Origin of the sequence: Maribacter sp. IgM3_T14_3 (assembly GCF_049603095.1) — a bacterium.
Lineage (GTDB): Bacteria > Bacteroidota > Bacteroidia > Flavobacteriales > Flavobacteriaceae > Maribacter.
The window spans coordinates 2,856,869-2,876,284 of the sequence record NZ_CP187138.1; the positions used below are offsets into that span (position 1 = coordinate 2,856,869).

Consider the following 19,416-nt stretch of genomic DNA (forward strand, 5'->3'; position numbering starts at 1 on the left):
TAAGTGTTGCTTATAAGACTAATATAGGTTGCATTTGTTACATGAACACCTATCAAAAGTGATTTTTTCAACTATAAAATTAGTTTAAACTAAATATTTAGTTATATTTGAGCATAGAACTAAAAGATTAGTTGAATGAAGCAGTTGACAAAAGCAGAGGAAGAAGTAATGATTGTGCTATGGGAATTACAGAAATGTAACGTAGCATCGATCATTGAAAAATTACCTGAACCAAAACCGGCATATAATACCGTTTCTACAATTGTTAGAATTTTAGAAAGCAAGGGTTTTGTGGATCATGAACAGTTAGGAAAAGGGTATTTGTATTTCCCTTTGGTGATGAAATCAGATTACAGTAATCAGTCGATCAACAAATTGGTAGACGGCTATTTTCAAGGTTCATTTAAAAGTATGGTGTCGTTTTTTGCGAAGAAAAATGATATGAGCCTTTCTGAATTGGAGTCGGTATTGAATGAAATTAAAAAGGAGAAACCATGATACAATATATTTTGGAGTGCATCGCCTTTCAGCTTCTTTTTTTAGTTATTTATGACTTTTTTCTAAAGAAAGAAACCTTTTTTCAATGGAACAGAGTGTATTTAATCGGAACCTTTGTTTTGTCTTTGGTATTGCCTTGGGTAAAAATAGAAGCTTTTAAGCAGCAAGTGCCACAAACAATTGCGCGGTATCCTGAGTATTTATGGGGATTACAAAATGAAGCGGTTGTGGTTCAAGTTCAGGAATCGGTCAGCTGGAATCTTACTTGGCAAGAAGGTGTTTTTTATGGCGGAATGCTTTTGGCATCGTTGTTTTTTATACTAAAAATCAGACAATTATATCTCTTGAGAAAGAGCGGGGAAAAGATTTCTTACCCTTTGTTTACCCAGATTGTTATAGAAAATAGCAGCATTGCTTTTTCATTCTTTAAATCCATTTTTATTGGAGATAAGGTGTTGAAAATGAAACATGATGCCATAATTGCTCATGAATTGGTACATATTAAACAAAGGCATACGTACGACTTGTTGTTCTTTGAGTTTATGAGAATTGTAGGCTGGTTTAATCCGCTGGTGTACGTGTATCAAAATCGCATTTCAGAATTACATGAGTTTATTGCCGATGTTCAAGTATCAAAAGAACATAAATCTGATCATTATGAGCAGTTGTTGGCTCAGGTTTTTCAAACCGAACATATATCATTCATCAATCAATTTTTTACACAATCATTAATCAAAAAACGAATAATCATGTTACAAAAATCAAAATCAAAAAAAGTATGGCAGTTGAAGTATTTACTATTAGTGCCTATGGTGCTGGGAATGTTGTTGTACACAAGTTGTGAAGTTGACCCTAAATCTGATAGTAAAGAAACAATCGATAGTACTAGTTTAAAATCAAGTTTAGAATTTTCTTATGCTGTTGTTGACGAAGCCCCAATTTTTCCTGGATGTGAAGATGCTGAAGATAAACGTGCCTGCTTTAATGAGAAAATACAACAGCATATTGGTAAACATTTTAATTACCCACAGGAGGCTCAAGATGCAAATATTGAGGGTAGGGTAAGTGTTATGTTCAATATTAATTCTGAGGGAATTATAGAGAATATTAAACTGCGAGGTCCAGATAAATTACTCGAAGATGAGGTTGAACGTATTATTAAAAGATTACCAAAAATGACACCTGGAAAAAATGATGGTGTGGCTGTGAATGTTCCTTTTTCTATTCCTGTTCAGTTTAAGTTGGATGACGGTGATGATTCTGATGTTGAAGAAGAACTATACTTAAATGAAGGGGATATACCTTTTGCCGTAGTCGATGAAGTCCCAGTTTTCCCAGGCTGTGAAGATGCTGCTGATAAGCGCACTTGTTTTAATGAAAAAATGGAACTACATATCAGTAAAAACTTTAATTATCCTAAAGCAGCTCAAGAAGCAGGTATTCAAGGTAGAGTAAGTACTATGTTTATGATAACTTCTGAGGGTAAAATTGAAAACATTAAAATGCGCGGTCCAGATAAGTTATTGGAAAATGAGGTGGAACGTATTATGAAAAGATTACCTAATATGACACCAGGTAAGCAAAAAGGTAAAGCAGTAAATGTACCTTATTCTATTCCTGTTACTTTTAAACTAAAAATTGAAGAAAATCAAACTTCTGAAACTGGACGTATGCAAGTACAAGGAAATCTTGTTAATGATGGTCTTAAAACGTATTACAAAGGCAAAGTCTCTGATGAATTAAACATGGGTATACCAGGTGTGGATATAATTGTTCAGGGTACTGAAAGAGCTGTAATATCTGATTTTGAGGGTAATTTCACCATTCAAATTGAAGAGGGCAAAATATTAAAGTTCGAGTTTGAAGGTCTACCTAGTTTAAACCTTAAAGCTAAGTCCTGATTTTAGTTTTTTAATAACATATCTAATATAGGTGAAGCATCTTTTTATTTTAATAATACTATTATTTTCTAGAGCCGAGGCGCAAACCTCGGCTTTTTCGATCGCAGACAGTTTATACACCATTGGTAATTATTCAAAAGCGATAAATGAATATTCTAAAGTAGGCGGACTTTCTTCTGCACTTCAAATTGCAAGAAGTTACAACGCTATTGGTAATTATGAGAAAGCGATTAAACAATACCAATATGTGGTTGATGAAGATGTTGTTAATCAGCTTGCTCAATTAGAATTAGGTAAATTATTATTAAAAATGAACCGATTTGAAGAAGCTAAATCTGTGTTTACCAATTTAACAGACGTTAATACAGACAATCCTGAATTTCAGTTTTATTTAGGTGAAGCCAATAGAAACTTGAACTTATCAGAAGAAAGTTTAGAGCAATACAAAAAAGCAATTAGCCTAGATAGTACAAATCTTAGAAGCCTTTTTCAGCTCGCTAAATATTACACCATAAAACGAGAACGCGATAACGCTTTGAAGTATATTATAATGGGATTGAATTTTTATGAGAATGATGTGTCCCTCATAAATTTACATGCATTGGTGCTATTCAACGATTCTCAATTCGAGAAGGCAATTCCCCTATTTGAAAAGGTTATAGAACTTGGGAAGGATAAAGATTATGTCTATGAAAAATTGGGAATTTCCTATAACAAAAATTGGGAGTTCAATAAAGCCAAAGAAGCTTATGCCGTTTTGTTGAAAAGAGATGACACCAATTCACAGACCTATTTTGACCTAGCCAGCGTTTATCAAAAAGAAAGCAAATTAGATAGCGCGAAAATTTTCATTAACAAGGCAATGGCCGTTCAAAAACCCATTTTCGTAAATGGCTATAGCCAATTGGCATATATCGCCCGTGAGCAAAAAGATTTTAAAACAGCATTTAAATTCTTCGAAAGGGCGCACCTAGAAGATAATTCTGATGCGCGTGTTTACTATAATTTAGCGACTACTTATGATCAATTTAGCACTGACCTGCAGAAGAAATTAAATTATTATGAGAATTTCTTAAAGCACTACCCGAACGAGCATCCATTCTATTACGAAACTGCGAGAAAACGAATCTCAGAGTTAAAGGAGGAAATCCATTTTACTAAAGAATAAACTCCTTAAAAAAATCGTAATTTCACCTGTAGAATAGGTGTAATGAAACGAATTGTATTTTTTCTTTTAATGATACTGATAAGTTCATGTTCATTCTTTGACTCAAAACAAAAAAGAACACAAGAGCTTATAGATGAGGAATTACGCCATATCGATTGGAACAGTGTCGATTCTTATCCGTTTTTCTATACCTGCGATGAAGCTGTTACTAAGGAACAGCAGAAAATTTGCTTTGAAGAAACCTTAATCTCCCATTTTCAAGAAACATTAAATGATTTTGAATTTACCTTGACCGATAAGGAAAGTGAAACGGTTGATGTCATTTTTGTGATAGACACCTTGGGTAGAATCAATGTTGCAACTATTGAAAAGAACGCATTTGTTTTAAATCAAATGCCAGAATTTGATGGTGTAATTACCCAAAGCTTAAAGAATCTTCCTAAACTTGCACCCGCTTTAAAAAGAGGAATTCCGGTGAATACCAAATATCGAATTCCGGTTCAATTAAATACAAACTAAGCATTTTGGCGAACGAGAAAATAATATTGGGTATTGACCCAGGTACGACTATTATGGGTTTCGGACTCATAAAAGTGGTGGGTAAAAAGATGGAATTTCTTCAAATGAACGAATTGCTTCTTCAAAAATACAGCGACCCATATACCAAATTAAAAATCATCTTTGAGCGTACGATAGAATTGATCGATACTTATCACCCAGACGAGATTGCTATTGAAGCACCTTTCTTCGGTAAGAACGTTCAATCGATGTTGAAACTAGGCAGAGCACAAGGAGTTGCCATGGCAGCGGGACTATCGCGTCAGATACCTATTACAGAATATTTACCCAAAAAAATTAAAATGGCAGTCACCGGAAACGGAAATGCCAGTAAAGAGCAGGTTGCAAAAATGCTACAGAGCCTATTAGGTCTAAAAACACTACCAAAAAATCTAGATAGTACAGATGGTTTAGCCGCCGCTGTATGTCATTTTTATAATGCAGGTAAAATAGAGGTTGGTAAAAATTATTCTGGCTGGGATGCATTTGTAAAGCAGAATGAGAAACGAATTAAAAAATAGTTTCAGTGGGCAGTACCAGTATTCAGTAACATATTTCAGTAGCACTAACCAGTAAAAACAATTTATGCAGTTTCAAGATTTGTTGGCTTACAAAAAGTCTTTAGCACTTGCAATGAAGATATTTCATACTTCAAAATCTTTTCCTAAAGAAGAGAAATATTCTTTGACTGACCAAATTAGACGTTCCTCTAGAAGTGTAAGTGCTAATATTGCAGAAGCCTATCGTAAAAGAAGTTATCCTAAGCACTTTATAAGTAAGTTAACCGATAGTGATGCTGAAAATTCAGAAACTCAAACCTGGCTAGAGTTTGCATTTAAATGTGACTATATTGACCAAATAACATTTAATGATTTTATAAAAGATAGTGAAGAAGTTGGAAAGCTGTTAAACTATATGATTAATAACCCAAGTAAATTTGGTTCAAACTAAGAACTGTAAACTGAATACTGGTACTGCCTACTGAATGCTGGTACTGCCCACTGAAAACTGAAACTATGTCCGGAATTTACATCCACATTCCATTTTGTAAACAAGCATGTCACTATTGTGATTTTCATTTTTCTACCACAATGGGGAAGAAAGAGGTGATGGTAAATGCATTGTGTAAAGAGTTAGAACTCCGAAAGGCGGAGTTCTCTGGGGAGTCCGTCGCGACAATATACTTTGGTGGTGGCACGCCTTCTGTTTTGGAGACTTCGGAAATTGAGCAATTGATAGATGCGGTTCGTGAACATTATGGTGTTGTGAGTAATCCGGAAATTACGTTAGAGGCGAATCCTGATGATTTATCCGAAGAGAAAATACTGCAGCTGGCAGCTAGCCCAATCAACCGATTGAGTATTGGAATTCAATCTTTTTTTGAGGAAGATTTAAAATTAATGAACAGGGCGCACAATGCCTTAGAGGCAGAAAAAAGTCTTCAACTGGCTAGGGAGCATTTCGATAACATTTCCATTGACCTTATTTACGGAATGCCCAATATGACTTTAGAGCGTTGGAAACAGAATATTGATAAAGCACTCGGTTTCGGGATTCCGCATATCTCAAGTTATGCCCTTACGGTAGAGCCCAAAACCGCACTGGCGAAGTTTGTGGAAGAAGGATTGATTACACCCGCATCCGATGAAGAGACACAAGAACATTTCAACCAGTTAAACGATTCTTTATTGGCATCAGGATTTGATTGTTATGAAATATCCAATTTTGGAAAACCAGGGTATTACTCTAAAAACAATTCCGCCTATTGGCAGCAGAAAAAATATATAGGTATTGGTCCGTCTGCACATTCTTTTGACGGTGTACGTAGAGGGTGGAATATTAATAATAATCCGAAATACATAAAATCCATAGAACAAAACATTTTACCGATGGAAGTCGAAGTACTTTCTAAGACCGATAATTACAACGAATATATTATGACAGGCTTACGCACTATTTGGGGAGTTTCGTTAAATAGAATAACAATTGAATTCGGACCTAAATACAAAGAGTACGTGTTAATGCAAGCCGATAAATTTATAGAAGAGCATTTACTTTTTGTAGATGGTGATATTCTAAAAACCACCAAAAAAGGCATGTTTTTAGCCGATGGCATCGCGGCAGATTTGTTTATGTTGAATTTGAAATAACGAACTGTCAGTTCGAGTGTTTTTGAAAAGAAATTGCTTGCTGGTTGTTAGGTGTCTAGAAAAGGCTAGGAACAGTCGAGTTCTCGATACAAATTTTCTCGTGCCTCAAAAATTCACTCGAAGTGACATGAGTACTTGTAATAATCTATCTGCTATAGTTAAAGTAAAACGGACTGTCAGTTCGAGTGATTTTTTATTGGAGTAGAACGGAAATATAAAATAGTATCGAGAACAGGCTAGGAACATACGAGTTCTCGATACAAATTTTCTCGTACCTCAAAAATCCACTCGAAGTGACATGAGTACTTGTAATAATCTATCTGCTATAGTTAAAGTAAAACGGACTGTCAGTTCGAGTGATTTTTTATTGAAGTGGAACGGAAATATAAAATAGTATCGAGAACAGGCTAGGAACATACGAGTTCTCGATACAAATTTTCTCGTACCTCAAAAATCCACTCGAAGTGACATGAGTACTTGTAATAATCTATCTGCTATAGTTAAAGTAAAACGGACTGTCAGTTCGAGTGATTTTTTATTGAAGTGGAACGGAAATATAAAATAGTATCGAGAACAGACTAGGAACATACGAGTTCTCGATACAAATTTTCTCGTACCTCAAAAATTCACTCGAAGTGACATTGTAACATCAAATCAGAAAGTTATGGGAAACGTGTTGTCAGTTCGAGTGTTTTCTGCAAGAAAATGTATCGAGAACAGGTTTGGAACACGAATACCCCTCGCCTTTACGAAAACTTCTTTTTCGCAAGATTTGGTAAATCATCATACTCCCCATCAATAAGCGCTTGTTTCTTTGCTTTTGACCATTTTTTTATCCGTTTTTCGGTTTCGATAGCCATATTGGGGTCAGTAAATTCACAATAAAAAGCAAGTGTAACAGGTCTTCTTTTGCTGGTGTAACTATCTTTATAACTGCCAGATTGGTGCGATTCTAACCTTGTAGTAAGGTTAGAGGTTATACCTGTGTAAAAAGTGCTGTCGGCACATTTTAGTATGTAAACGTAGTATGTTATCACCTTTTCAATTTACGATTTAGATTGTTACATACGAGTTCTCGATACAAATTTCTCGTGCCTCGAAATTCACTCGAAGTGACATTGTAACATCAAATCAGAGGGTTAAAAGGAAACGTACTGTCAGTTCGAGTGTTTTCTGCAAGAAAAAGTATCGAGAACAGGCTAGGAACATACGAGTTCTCGATACAAATTTTCTCGTGCCTTGTAAATCCACTCGAAGTGACATGGGTTTTTGAAATAATCTGTTTATAAAGAGTTAAAGTAAAACGAATTGTCAGTTCGAGTGATTTTTTATTGAAGTGGAACGGAAATATAAAATAGTATCGAGAACAGGCTAGGAACATACGAGTTCTCGATACAAATTTTCTCGTACCTCAAAAATCCACTTGAAGTGACATTGTAACATCAAATCAGAAAGTTATGAGGAAACGAATTGTCAGTTCGAGTGTTTTCTGCAAGAAAATGTATCGAGAACAGGTTCGGAATACGAAAACTTCTCGATTTCACTAATTTCTGATTAGAGAACTAGAACAGCATTGGAACATACGAGTTCTCGATACAAATTTTCTCGTGCCTCGTAAATCCACTCGAAGTGACATGGTTTTTGAAATAATCTGTTTATAAAGAGTTAAAGTAAAACGAATTGTCAGTTCGAGTGTTTTCTGCAAGAAAATGTATCGAGAACAGGTTTGGAACACAAATACCTCTCTCCTCTATAATCTTTAATAATAACCGCCCAAAAAGTTGTAATTTTCTTATTTCAAAGCTACCATGTAAATTGAGGTTAAATACCATGAAAACTACCATAACCGATAATGCTAAAGAGTATCATATAGACCTGTCTGAACCCTTAGATATCTCTATACCCATTACTAGTGAAGATGATAATGTAAACGCTTGGTATGTTAAGGCGCCAACTATAGAGCCTCATAGAGAAGCTAATTTTACAGGGAGTATAGCGGCGGGCTCGAGTACTAATTTTTATGATATTTCTTTCAATCCGCATTCGCATGGTACGCATACGGAATGTGTTGGGCATATATCGGCTGAGCATCAATCTGTAAACCAAAATCTAAAGCAGTTTTTCTTTTTGGCTGAGGTGATTACGATTACTCCATCCGAAGAAAACGGAGATTTGGTAATCACAAAAGAACAACTTCAAAATGTATTGGGTAATCATACACCGGCAGCATTAGTTATACGAACGTTACCTAATACTGTTTCAAAGCGAAATAGGCAATATTCTCATACGAATCCGCCATACATATTAGAAGATGCTATGTTGTTTATAAGGGAATTGGGTGTAGAGCATTTGTTGATAGACCTACCTTCTGTTGACAAAGAAAAAGATGATGGTAAGCTTTTGGCGCACAAAGCATTTTGGAACTTTAATGGCGATGTTCGATTTGGCGCAACTATTACCGAATTTATTTTTGTGCCTGATGCGATTTTTGATGGTTCGTACTTTTTAAATTTACAAGTAGCGCCTTTCGAGAATGATGCTAGCCCAAGTAGACCGGTACTTTATAAAATAGAATAACTATGAAAAACCTACTGAAATTAGAAGAGTTAGCCTTAATGATTCTTGGCATTTTTATGTTCGGCTTATTAGGCTACCAATGGTGGTGGCTGCCTGTTTTAATTCTGACCCCAGATATATCTATGTTGGGTTATTTGCTAGGTTCAAAAATAGGCGCAATCTCTTATAACGTGTTTCATCACAGAGGTGTAGCTATACTTTTATACTTTATTGGTATCTATTTTATGTCGCCTATAATTCAATTAATAGGTACAATTCTTTTTATACATATAGCCATGGACCGTATCTTTGGCTACGGACTCAAATATGATAAAGGGTTCAAGTTTACTCATTTAGGAGAAATAGGAAATAAAAATGGATAATATTTTTGATACCATTCTTGGTTTAGTTTTAGGTGCAATTGGTATGTACTGGCTTTTTAACTTTTTTAAAGGCAAGAAAAGTAAAGAGATAACAACACACCAATCTACCGTGTTATTAGAGAAAATGAAAAGTGTTTGCAAGTTGATCTCTGTAGAAGGCGAGTTTGCAGAAATCTATAAATATGAAAATGTAAAAGATTTTCTAAGTCTGGTAAGTAGCAAAAAGAAAGCGCTGGTGGTCATTAAGGCGAAAGCACATATTGGCTATGATTTAAGCAAGTTATTAATGCATGCCGATGAGAAGAACAAAAAAATAGTTCTCGATAATTTTCCGCAGCCAGAAGTGTTGAGTATTGAGCCAGAGCTGGAATTTTACGATATTAAAAGCGGATTTTTCAACTTTTTTGCTCCCGATGACCTTACTAAACTAAATGCAGAGGCAAAAGCACATATACGCGAAAAAATTCCTGAAAGCGGCTTGATGGATACTGCTAGAAAAGAAACGTTACAAACTGTTTTGATTATGGAAAAAATAGTAGAAACCATTGGCTGGAAACTTGACTATTCTGCACTTAAGATTCCGCAAAAACAAATTGACTTACTCGAAAAATAACAACAAACAACTACAATTGATAATGAAAAACGTAATTTGTATCCTTGTATTAACACTAATGACCACAGTAACTTTTGGTCAAAATAATAACGAAATGGCAGAATTCGATTCTAATTTTTCCCATACCGTATTTTTTTGGTTGAAAAACCCAGATAATCAAGCAGACCGTACTGCTTTTGAAACTTCTTTACGTAAGTTTTTAGATAACTCGGCGTATGCCAAAACGCAATTTATCGGCAGACCACCAAAGGCAAGTAGAGATGTAGTAGATGGTTCATTTACGTATTCTTTAATTGTAAGTTTTGACTCTGCAGAGTCTCAGCAAGCATACCAAGACGAGGCTCCACATAAAGTCTTTATAGAAGAGTCAAGTGCCCTTTGGTCTAAGGTAATCGTTTACGATTCTACTAGTATTTAAGAAGTACCATGATTTTTAGAAACGGCACTTCTAATGATATTGAACGAATTGCCAATTTACACGCGGTAAGCTGGCAACAGAATTACCGCGCTTCTTTTAGTGCCGATTTTTTAGATAATTTGGCATTTGATAATCGATTAAAAGAGTGGACGAACCGATTGCAGCATCCGTCAGATGATCAATATGTTTTATTAGCGGAAGAAGATGGTAATATGCTTGGTTTTATCTGTGCCTATATTAATGAGAATGCCCAATTTGGTACATTGCTAGATAATTTACATGTTAGCCTAAATATACAGGGTAAAGGTGTCGGCACAAAGTTAATGGCAGCTTTAGCAGAAGAGATTTTAAAGCGCAAAAGCGCTAATGGTTTTTACTTATGGGTGTTAGATACGAACACTGCAGCAATTTCTTATTACGAAAAAATTGGCGGCGTAGCCATAGAAACTCTTGAATCTAAAGATATTGGCGATAAACCATTTTTTAAGATTAGATATTTTTGGGAAGACGCCGACCATTTTTTAAAGCTAATTGCTAAAAAGTCACTTTCTAAATAAGCTGAAGTTAAATGATAGTTTTGAAATTAGTAGCACTAGTGGCGCTATAAATTATTGTAATAGGTTTTACAAGTTTTGAAATCTAATTAGATGTCGTTGAAACTAATATATGGTTTACATAAGTTTCTGTTTTAATGACAGATCGGTCTTTATTGTAATAAATAGCTTCACCATTAAGTTGCCCATTTTTCCAGTTAGATTTTATTTGGAGTTCTCCGGTTTCGTAAAATTCTAAAGTAGTGCCTTCTTGTGCATTATCTTTCCATTTAGCTATAATTCTTGGTTGCCCATCGTCATAAAATTCAGTGCATCTTCCAAAATATTTGCCATCCATTTTACCACATCTATCTCCACCAGACAATTTAGCGCCTAATATTTTATAAGATCTAAACCATTCAATACTTGGTTTTAAATCAGCAACAATTATTTCTCCATGTTCTTTTATTTCAACAATTTTCACCAATAAGTGATTGCCATTATACGTGTAATTATATGCTTCGTAAATAGATGATGATCCTGCATATCCGTAACCATTGTAGTAATCAGTACGACCAACTTCTTTTTGCGCAACGTCATGCCCTACAAACTCCACATTACATTGTAGGTAATACTTGCCGGGTTTCATTTTATAAAAAGTAAAATTACCATTAGCATCAGTTAATCCTTCAAGTCTATAACTAAATGCTTTTTCAGACAAAATTACCTTACCACCAACATCAGATAAAACTTTTTGCAGTTTCATTGTCTCTTCAAGATATGCGGTCATTGGAAACAATAATACTTTGGTGTTTTCTTGGGCTTTGTGTTTTTGACTTTTTATATAACTAATTTCCTTAGTAAAGGCAGTTCCGGTTATAGTAGCTTGGCCTTCTAGTAGTTTAGAACTTGCATCTTTCTCATTAAACCAAACTTGTGGGTATAGTTCGTTTTGCGCATAAAGGGTATTAGATACGCTTAATAAACTCAAAATTGCAACCAATACAAAGATTAGATTTCTCATTTTTTAAGTGCCTTTTTTAATTAACACGAAGTAGTTACCGAATTTAATAGTAGTAAAAACTATATCTGTTTACTGCGCCAGTTTGATCTGTTTGGTTCTCTGATGTTGGGTAAATATCAGTATTGTAAATGAAAGATGATGAGTAAGAGTAAACATCCTGGTCGTTGAGATTAAAATTATAATTAGAAACATTATTTTCTCCAGAAAATATATACTCAAACCCTTTCATATTATCTTTAATACCGTGGGTAACACTTTTTTTATTGTCGTATAAATACGTTAATATCCTGGTTTGTGGATTAGTTAAGGTGGTTTCTGTAAAATTTAGAATATTAAAGCTGCCATTTTCCAAGATATAAACTCCAGTTGATTCTAGTGTGTTTTGCGAATTTAAATCCCCTCCATAACGGTTTGTTGTAACAGTAGTTTCGTTTGGATAGGTGAATACAATACGTTCGCCAACCGAGTTTAAGTAATAAAGTTTTACTTCTTCAATTAATATGCCATTGGTGTCATAAGTAAAAAAACGCTCGTCAATAGCCCCTGAAGAAGAAGTATATTTAATTTTAGTGATATAACCATCTTCATACGTGTACTCTTCATCTCCATTTAATGAGGTAACACTTTCTAATTCATTACCATTAACGTAATAATAATTTTTACTAAAAGAAGTATTGTTTGCATAAACCACATCTACCTGCTCAATGAGCATTTCATTTAAATTTAATATAGGGGTTTCGGAGTCATCTGTAGAGCAAGAAAAAAGTAAAAAAAGGAATGGAATTATAAATAGTTTTTTCATTTTATGGTTCGTGTTAAATTTCGAATAAATGTAATTAAAAAGTTATACCGTTTTATTTTTTAGAGATAAATTTTAGACCTGCTAAAAACTGATGAAATTGGTTAAGATTAACTAATCTGTAGAATGATTTAGCTTTATGGTTTTTAATCTTAATTGCTTTGTTTTCTATCTATGAAGCTTAATCTGCAAATTATAAACATATTTTTATACCTAAATTATGAGGTATTTTCTATTTATTGACTTAGGCTGTTTTTTAATTCAATAATTTCTGAATACTTTGTACTACATACGATTTAACCATTAATCAATTATAATGAATGTCGAAGAATACCGGGAATATTGTATTTCGAAAAAAGGAGTAACAGAATCTTTTCCTTTTAATGAGACAACGCTGGTATTTAAAGTTATGGGTAAAATGTTCGCCCTTTGCGGTTTGGATAATGTTCCGCTACGCGTTAATTTAAAGTGTGATCCAGAAAGAGCCATAGAACTACGTGAAGAGCATGATGGCATTATAGAAGGTTGGCACATGAGTAAAAAGCATTGGAATACTGTGTATTTAGACAGAATTTCTAAAGAACTTACAAAAGAACTTATTGATCATTCTTATGATTTGGTAGTTTCTAAATTGACTAAGAAGGTGAAGGCGGAGTTGGAAGCTTTGTAGGATTTAAAACTGTAATAAGATTTTTGTAATAAAAGGTAAACATGATAATATTCTTTAATTTGTTTTTTGATAAGTACAAGACCTCTTTTTTTACAGTATTATTTTTATTGTCACTTCAATATATTCTTGCTCAAACTATTGTTTCTGGTAAAATAATTGATGCCAATGGTGAGCCTTTACCATTCGTTCACGTACGGATTGAAAATACAAATAATGGCACAGTATCTAATGATATTGGTTTGTTTAATCTAGTTTCGAATTCAAATGACAAAAATCTAAGTTTAGTTATTTCTGCCATAGGATACAGAAGTAAGAAAGTTATTTTGAATGATGGCTATCATATCATAGAATTACAAGAGGATATAACCGTTTTACCTGAAGTGGTTTTATTATCTAGAGATTATGGAAAAGAGATAATACAAAAAGTTATAAATGCTATTCCGAATAACTATCCCGTCGAAGACGAAATGCACATAGGTTTTTTTAGAGAAACAACTACCTGGGAGGAAGATAAAAATCCAATTTATATTGCAGAAGCAGTTATCGAAGCTAATAAAAAGGCATACACCAGGGCAACTAAGTCTGGTGATGTCAAACTAGTTGAGTTACGTAAATACGAAAGCGAGCAACTAGAGTCTCTCAGTACAAGGATTAAAGCGGGAAGTCACCATATACATAGATTTGATATGGTGTCAAGAAGAGATTATTTTTTAAATAACATTCATGGATATAAATATAAAATAGTAGATACACTTCGACAATACAATCAGGATATTTACAAGGTTTATTTTGAAAATAAAAATAAAGTGTCTGGAAATGTTTATGTGATAGATTCCACTTTTGCAATAGTAAAAGCGGAAGTTAAAGTAAAATCTTTCTTTGAATTATCTGGACCCAATCGTCAATTTTTAAATTATTCTTTAGCTTATGAACAAGGGGAAGATAATAAATGGAGATTTAAAAATTCTCAATATGAAACCGCTTTTAAGAAAAGAGGGAAATTACTCAACTTAGTTAGTAATTATGTAACTACAGAAGTTCACAGTAATATGCCTGATATTCCATATTTAGAAAAATTACAGTTTCAAGATATTCTTTTAGATGAGACCAAAGAATATAAGCCTAACTTTTGGAATAACTATAACATTATTTCTCCAGATGCTCTTTCTGAGAGTTTGTTTAAATCCATTGATTATTCCAAAAAAGAAAACTCAAAAACTGAACCTATTAAATTGATAGCCTTTTTAAGCAAACTTACTTATGAAATGAGTTTCAACTGGACACCTTTAAGTATTAATTCATATAAGTTGGCGTTTGATAATGAGGCATTTGAGATTAAACAAGATGGTGTACGTTCAAAAGTTAATGCGTTTGGTTTCACTTCTTCTCTATTCTTTTCGATTAAACCTAATTTTTTAATTGGGTATTCTAACGAAAGTAAACTTTCAAGTACTGGCATTAATTCACATGATTTAGTACTTGCTAAAAATTTTAATTTAAATCCTTCCGGAAGACCAATCTTTATATCTCCTCGGATAAGTTTAGGTTATCGGGAATTAGCTTATAAAATTGGAGATTATTCTGTAAAAGAAGATTTTAAAATTGAAAATAAATCTTTTGATAGCGAAAACGTAAGTGCAACAATGTCCCAAAGGGGAATGAGAGTAAAACCTAGTATATTTTTAAAACTGGAAAAGAGTAGAAAATTAAGTTTTTTATTGTCCGTAGGATATAATTTCTCACTAAATAATACAACAGGAATTATTCTTCAGGAACAAGATGGTTTTTTTCTTTTTCGTAAGAAAGCTTTTATCAAGAACGGAAATCATAACCTTATAATTGATACAAATCAAAACGACCTATTGGGAAATAATATCACCATAAATACAGGTATTTCTTTAAAGCTTTAATATTTGTAAAACTCTTTTTCCCATTCCCTCACTCAAAACCACCATTCCCTCATTCTAACTTTTCTTTATCAGTCAATTTTCAGTACTTAATAGTGTATAAAACCACTATTCATGAAAAACCACAGATCTCCGCAAGAAGTAAATGCCGGTTCAATGGCAGATATCGCTTTTCTATTACTCATCTTTTTCTTGGTCACCACATCTATAGAAAATGATGCGGGACTTAACCGGTCTATGCCTCCTGATATTATTGATAATAGAGTTGATATTAAAAAGCGAAACCTTTTTGAAATCAGTATAAATGACGCGGACTTAATAATGGCAGAAGGTGATGTTATAGATTCTAAAAATCTTAGAGAGAAAGTAATCGCCTTTATTGATAATGGCGGTGTGCCCATACAAATGGAAGGGTATTGTAATTATTGTAAAGGAGAGGGTTTAGTAGTTTTATCTGAAAATCCTGATAAGGCTATCATTTCTATAAAGGCACAACGAAATACGAGCTATCCGGTTTATGTGGCGGTACAAAATGAAGTAATTGGTGCTTACAACACGTTACGCAATAGAGAAAGTTTACGATTATTCAATACCCCTTATGAAAGCATTTATTCTGATTATTACAATGAAGAGATTAGTGAGGACCAAAAAGGGCAATTAAGAGAACGTCTTGAAATTATAAGAGCACTTTATCCGCAGAAAATTCTAGAACCAGAAACCGTAAATAACTAAAGCCATGATAAAATTCAACAAATATAGATCTAGCAAAAGCTTGCCACCTGTATCAACTGCATCATTACCAGATATCGTTTTTATACTGCTCTTTTTCTTTATGACGGTTACGGTTATGAAGAACCAAAATTTAATGGTAGAGAATACCTTGCCAACAGCAACTGAAACTGAAAAATTGGACAAGAAAGACCGAATTATAGAAATTTATGTGGGTAAGCCAACTTCTGGCGACAATTCAACTTTAGGAGAAGAGCCTAGAATTCAAATGGATAATAAATTTATCACCGTAGATGAGGTAGGCGATTATGCACTACAAGCCTTGTCGTCAATGCCAGAACATTTAAGAAGTGTTGCAACAGTATCTATAAAAGCGGACGTCGGAGTGAAAATGGGAATTATAGAGGACCTAAAAAATAAACTGCGTATGGTGAATTTGTTAAAAATAAACTACACGACTTATGAAGGTGCTGCTGTCGATAATCTATAGAAAGTAGTGTAGATAATTCTTGCGCTTTAAAACTGTTTCCATTAATAGAAACCACTTTCTAAGGTTATCTTTGCCTTTTCTATAATAGGTTGATATTCATGAATAATTTAGAGGAATTTTACACCCAACGCGTACAAAAGTTTGATGAGGTTATTGATGCTTTAAATAAGAAGCTCTTTTTATTTAGTACGTTACGTTTACTCATATTTTTAGGCACTATCGCTGCACTTTATTTTGCTTCGATAAATGCAAAATATGTGGTTGCCGTGCTATTTGTAGGTATACCATTATTCTTGTTTTTAGTAAGTAAGTACACAAATCTGAAACTTCAAAAAGCCAAAATTGAGGAATTAAGAAACATCAATTTGGTAGAATTGCAAGTGCTAAAAAGAGACTTTTCTAAATTACCTAACGGAAAAGAATTTGCCGATGACATTCATTTTTTCAGTCAAGATATAGACCTATTTGGTGAAGGTTCTTTTTATCAAATTTCTAATAGAACAAAACTTGCTGAGGGTAGCCTTTTATTAGCCGATATCTATAAAGAGAATTCTATTGCCGACATCACTGAAAAACAAGAAGCTATTGCTGAAGTTGGCGAAAAAGTAGATTGGCGACAAGAGTTTTCTGCGATGGCAGCATTGACAAAAACAGAAACTTCTACACATACGATTGCCAAATGGTTAAAGAATTACGAGCCTTTTGTGCCAAAGGCAATGAAGTTTATTCCTCTTGTATTTTCAATTATTTCAGCAGCTATTTTTGTCGCGTACTTTTTAGATTACTTGCCAGAATCTGTTTTAATTACGTGGTTGGTTTTGGGAATGATTATCGTTGGATTGTTCACTAAAAAAGTGACTAATTTAGGGCAGAGTGCTACCAAAATGAAATCTACCTTTGACCAGTACAATCAGCTATTGGCAATGATAGAAACGACTGATTTTACATCTGATCTATTAAAAAAACAAAAGGCTAATATTTTAAGTAATGGCGAGCATAATTCTAAAGTTCTAAAGAAATTCGCATCACTTTTAAGTAACCTAGACCGTAATAATAATCTACTGTATTTAATTTTTGCGAACGGATTTTTCCTTCGCTCATTAACAGATTGCCTAGCCATTGAAAAATGGATTGAGGCCCATGGCAAAAGTGTAGAAATTTGGTTCAATACCATCGCATTTTTTGATGCCTATAGTAGTTTAGGGAATTTTGCTTTTAATCATCCGAATTTTACGTATCCGACGATTACTAATGACGGAGTGGTATTGAAATCTAAAAATGCTGGTCACCCGTTATTAGACCCCGCAAAAAGCATATTGAATGATATTACTATTGATGGCGGACAGTTTTTTATAATCACCGGTGCAAATATGGCTGGTAAGAGTACGTTCTTGAGAACGGTATCGCTGCAGATAATGATGGCAAATGTAGGTTTGCCAGTTTGTGCTGAATCTGTAAGTTATTCCCCAATAAAATTAATTACTAGTATGCGTACCACAGATTCATTGACAGATGATGAATCGTATTTCTTTTCAGAATTAAAACGACTTAGGTATATCGTAGATGAAATTCAGACCGATCGCTATTTTATTGTTTTAGATGAAATCTTGAAAGGAACAAATAGTACCGATAAGGCATTGGGTTCACGAAAGTTTGTAGAGCGTTTGGTAAAGAGTAAATCTACTGGCATTATTGCTACCCATGATCTTAGTCTTTGTGAAGTTGCCGACGAATACGAAGCGGTTAAAAATCATTATTTCGATGCAGAAATTATTGATAACGAATTACATTTCGATTATACTTTTAAAAACGGCATTTGTCAGAATATGAACGCTTCTTTTCTCTTAAAAAAGATGGGGATTATAGAATAAAGTATGTGTTAAAACAAAAAGTATTTTAATTTATTAAAATAATAACAACAGTTATTAATTCCCCTTTGGGGGCTAGGGGGATGGGCTTATGGATTCATTAACACAAATAGTCCTCGGAGCAGCAGTTGGCGAAGCTGTACTGGGTAAGAAAGTGGGTAATAAGGCAATGCTTTATGGAGCTATTGCAGGTACTATACCCGATTTAGATGTCATAACCCGTTTCTTTTTAGATACGGTTACAGCGACTGAATGGCATAGAGGTTTTAGTCACTCCATTTTCTTTTCTGTATTATTTGCACCCGTTTTTGGATGGTTGGTTTGGAAAATAAATAAGAAAGAATCAGCTACTTGGAAAGAGTGGTCATGGTTGATGTTCTGGGGATTATTTACTCACCCGTTATTAGATGCTTTCACTACTTGGGGCACACAATTATTTTGGCCCTTAAAAACTAGATTAGCGTTTCAGAGTGTATTTGTGATCGATCCTTTGTATACGGTTCCATTTATCGTATTTGTGATATTAGCTATGTTTCAAAAACGGACCTCTATAAAACGCAGAAACTATGTAAAACTCGGACTCGTAATTAGTTCTGCTTATTTGGTGTTGACCTTGGTCTTAAAAGGTTTCGCTTTTCAGAACTTCGAAAATGCACTTGAAGAACAAAATATTTCTTATAGCGAAATGAATACCCGACCAGCGCCTTTGAATACGGTGCTGTGGATGGCAAATATAGACACCGACGATGCCTATTTAATGGGAGATTATTCTTTTTTTGATAGCCAACCAATTTCATTTACATCATACCCAAAAAATCATGAATTGCTTGGTAAATGGGCAGATAATGATAAAATAATACGACTAATAAAAATAACCGAAGGCTGGTATACGATTACCGAAAATGATGGGCAATTGTATTTTAATGACTTAAGATTCGGACTTATTAGTTTAAATGAAAACGAAAGTCAATTTGCATTCAGTTATAAATTAATACCTGAGGGAGATGATTTAATTGTAGAAGAAAGACCAAAGTTTAAAAGAGATGCTAAACGCCTAATGGCAGCCCTATGGCAACGTATGTGGGGGAATTAATAAAAGAAGGTTTCGACTGCGCTCAACCAAACATTCAAATTTCATTAAAGGTTATCTA

At 33.9% G+C, this 19,416-nt stretch carries 21 protein-coding genes; 18 read left to right on the forward strand and 3 right to left on the reverse strand.

The features are described 5' to 3' along the window. Positions 1-135 precede the first annotated feature (135 nt). The 7 genes from ACPF9A_RS12760 to hemW all read left to right on the forward strand — a co-directional run bounded on the left by ACPF9A_RS12760 (position 136) and on the right by hemW (position 6,275). Positions 136-498 (forward strand): BlaI/MecI/CopY family transcriptional regulator, encoded by a 363-nt coding sequence (locus tag ACPF9A_RS12760; protein ID WP_423997468.1) that lies wholly within the window; start codon positions 136-138, stop codon positions 496-498. Beyond that, positions 495-2,399 carry a TonB family protein gene (locus ACPF9A_RS12765; RefSeq protein ID WP_423997470.1) on the forward strand — a complete coding sequence of 635 codons (1,905 nt, stop codon included), beginning with the start codon at positions 495-497 and terminating at the stop codon, positions 2,397-2,399. The genes ACPF9A_RS12760 and ACPF9A_RS12765 overlap by 4 nt, the downstream gene beginning before the upstream one ends. 31 nt (positions 2,400-2,430) lie before the next feature. Continuing rightward, positions 2,431-3,567 (forward strand): tetratricopeptide repeat protein, encoded by a 1,137-nt coding sequence (locus ACPF9A_RS12770; protein ID WP_423997472.1) that lies wholly within the window; start codon positions 2,431-2,433, stop codon positions 3,565-3,567. A gap of 42 nt (positions 3,568-3,609) precedes the next feature. After that, positions 3,610-4,086 (forward strand): hypothetical protein, encoded by a 477-nt coding sequence (locus tag ACPF9A_RS12775; protein WP_423997474.1) that lies wholly within the window; start codon positions 3,610-3,612, stop codon positions 4,084-4,086. Between the two features lie 5 nt (positions 4,087-4,091). Beyond that, on the forward strand, positions 4,092-4,646 hold the full coding sequence (gene ruvC / locus ACPF9A_RS12780; protein ID WP_423997476.1) for a crossover junction endodeoxyribonuclease RuvC: 555 nt from the start codon (positions 4,092-4,094) through the stop codon (positions 4,644-4,646). 64 nt (positions 4,647-4,710) lie between these two features. Further along, positions 4,711-5,076 carry a four helix bundle protein gene (locus ACPF9A_RS12785; RefSeq protein ID WP_423997477.1) on the forward strand — a complete coding sequence of 122 codons (366 nt, stop codon included), beginning with the start codon at positions 4,711-4,713 and terminating at the stop codon, positions 5,074-5,076. 65 nt (positions 5,077-5,141) lie between these two features. Then, complete coding sequence (gene hemW, locus ACPF9A_RS12790; RefSeq protein ID WP_423997479.1) at positions 5,142-6,275, forward strand: radical SAM family heme chaperone HemW; 1,134 nt, start codon at positions 5,142-5,144, stop codon at positions 6,273-6,275. 746 nt (positions 6,276-7,021) lie between these two features. On the opposite strand, the gene ACPF9A_RS12795 is transcribed toward hemW, so the two are convergent. Further along, positions 7,022-7,312, reverse strand: coding sequence for a GIY-YIG nuclease family protein (locus ACPF9A_RS12795; protein WP_423997481.1), 291 nt, complete (start codon positions 7,310-7,312; stop codon positions 7,022-7,024). A 793-nt stretch (positions 7,313-8,105) separates the two neighbouring features. Between ACPF9A_RS12795 and ACPF9A_RS12800 the strand changes: the two genes are divergently transcribed. The 5 genes from ACPF9A_RS12800 to ACPF9A_RS12820 are packed head-to-tail and all read left to right on the forward strand — an operon-like array spanning position 8,106 to position 10,802. Next, positions 8,106-8,852 (forward strand): cyclase family protein, encoded by a 747-nt coding sequence (locus tag ACPF9A_RS12800; protein WP_423997483.1) that lies wholly within the window; start codon positions 8,106-8,108, stop codon positions 8,850-8,852. A gap of 2 nt (positions 8,853-8,854) precedes the next feature. Continuing rightward, a complete protein-coding gene (locus tag ACPF9A_RS12805) occupies positions 8,855-9,214 on the forward strand; it encodes a DUF4260 domain-containing protein (protein ID WP_423997485.1) in 360 nt (119 codons plus the stop codon). Further along, positions 9,207-9,827 carry a DUF4230 domain-containing protein gene (locus ACPF9A_RS12810; protein ID WP_423997487.1) on the forward strand — a complete coding sequence of 207 codons (621 nt, stop codon included), beginning with the start codon at positions 9,207-9,209 and terminating at the stop codon, positions 9,825-9,827. The genes ACPF9A_RS12805 and ACPF9A_RS12810 overlap by 8 nt, the downstream gene beginning before the upstream one ends. Positions 9,828-9,885: 58 nt before the next feature. Further along, a complete protein-coding gene (locus tag ACPF9A_RS12815; protein ID WP_423997489.1) occupies positions 9,886-10,245 on the forward strand; it encodes a Dabb family protein in 360 nt (119 codons plus the stop codon). An 8-nt stretch (positions 10,246-10,253) separates the two neighbouring features. Beyond that, positions 10,254-10,802, forward strand: coding sequence for an N-acetyltransferase family protein (locus tag ACPF9A_RS12820; protein WP_423997491.1), 549 nt, complete (start codon positions 10,254-10,256; stop codon positions 10,800-10,802). Positions 10,803-10,884: 82 nt separating this feature from the next. On the opposite strand, the gene ACPF9A_RS12825 is transcribed toward ACPF9A_RS12820, so the two are convergent. Beyond that, on the reverse strand, positions 10,885-11,802 hold the full coding sequence (locus ACPF9A_RS12825; RefSeq protein ID WP_423997493.1) for a toxin-antitoxin system YwqK family antitoxin: 918 nt from the start codon (positions 11,800-11,802) through the stop codon (positions 10,885-10,887). 43 nt (positions 11,803-11,845) lie between these two features. Then, complete coding sequence (locus ACPF9A_RS12830) at positions 11,846-12,604, reverse strand: hypothetical protein (protein WP_423997495.1); 759 nt, start codon at positions 12,602-12,604, stop codon at positions 11,846-11,848. 313 nt (positions 12,605-12,917) lie between these two features. Here ACPF9A_RS12830 and ACPF9A_RS12835 point away from each other — a divergent pair, with 313 nt between their 5' ends. The 6 genes from ACPF9A_RS12835 to ACPF9A_RS12860 all read left to right on the forward strand — a co-directional run bounded on the left by ACPF9A_RS12835 (position 12,918) and on the right by ACPF9A_RS12860 (position 19,358). Beyond that, entirely contained in the window at positions 12,918-13,271 is a 354-nt protein-coding gene (locus tag ACPF9A_RS12835; RefSeq protein ID WP_423997496.1) for an MmcQ/YjbR family DNA-binding protein, read from the forward strand. A gap of 41 nt (positions 13,272-13,312) precedes the next feature. Then, positions 13,313-15,181, forward strand: coding sequence for a carboxypeptidase-like regulatory domain-containing protein (locus ACPF9A_RS12840; RefSeq protein WP_423997497.1), 1,869 nt, complete (start codon positions 13,313-13,315; stop codon positions 15,179-15,181). Positions 15,182-15,292: 111 nt separating this feature from the next. Continuing rightward, entirely contained in the window at positions 15,293-15,910 is a 618-nt protein-coding gene (locus ACPF9A_RS12845) for an ExbD/TolR family protein (protein WP_423997499.1), read from the forward strand. Between the two features lie 4 nt (positions 15,911-15,914). Continuing rightward, positions 15,915-16,397, forward strand: a complete 483-nt coding sequence (locus ACPF9A_RS12850; RefSeq protein WP_423997501.1) for an ExbD/TolR family protein — start codon at positions 15,915-15,917, stop codon at positions 16,395-16,397. A 98-nt stretch (positions 16,398-16,495) separates the two neighbouring features. Further along, on the forward strand, positions 16,496-18,268 hold the full coding sequence (locus tag ACPF9A_RS12855; RefSeq protein WP_423997503.1) for a MutS-related protein: 1,773 nt from the start codon (positions 16,496-16,498) through the stop codon (positions 18,266-18,268). Positions 18,269-18,356: 88 nt separating this feature from the next. Beyond that, a complete protein-coding gene (locus ACPF9A_RS12860; RefSeq protein WP_423997505.1) occupies positions 18,357-19,358 on the forward strand; it encodes a metal-dependent hydrolase in 1,002 nt (333 codons plus the stop codon). Positions 19,359-19,416 lie beyond the last annotated feature (58 nt).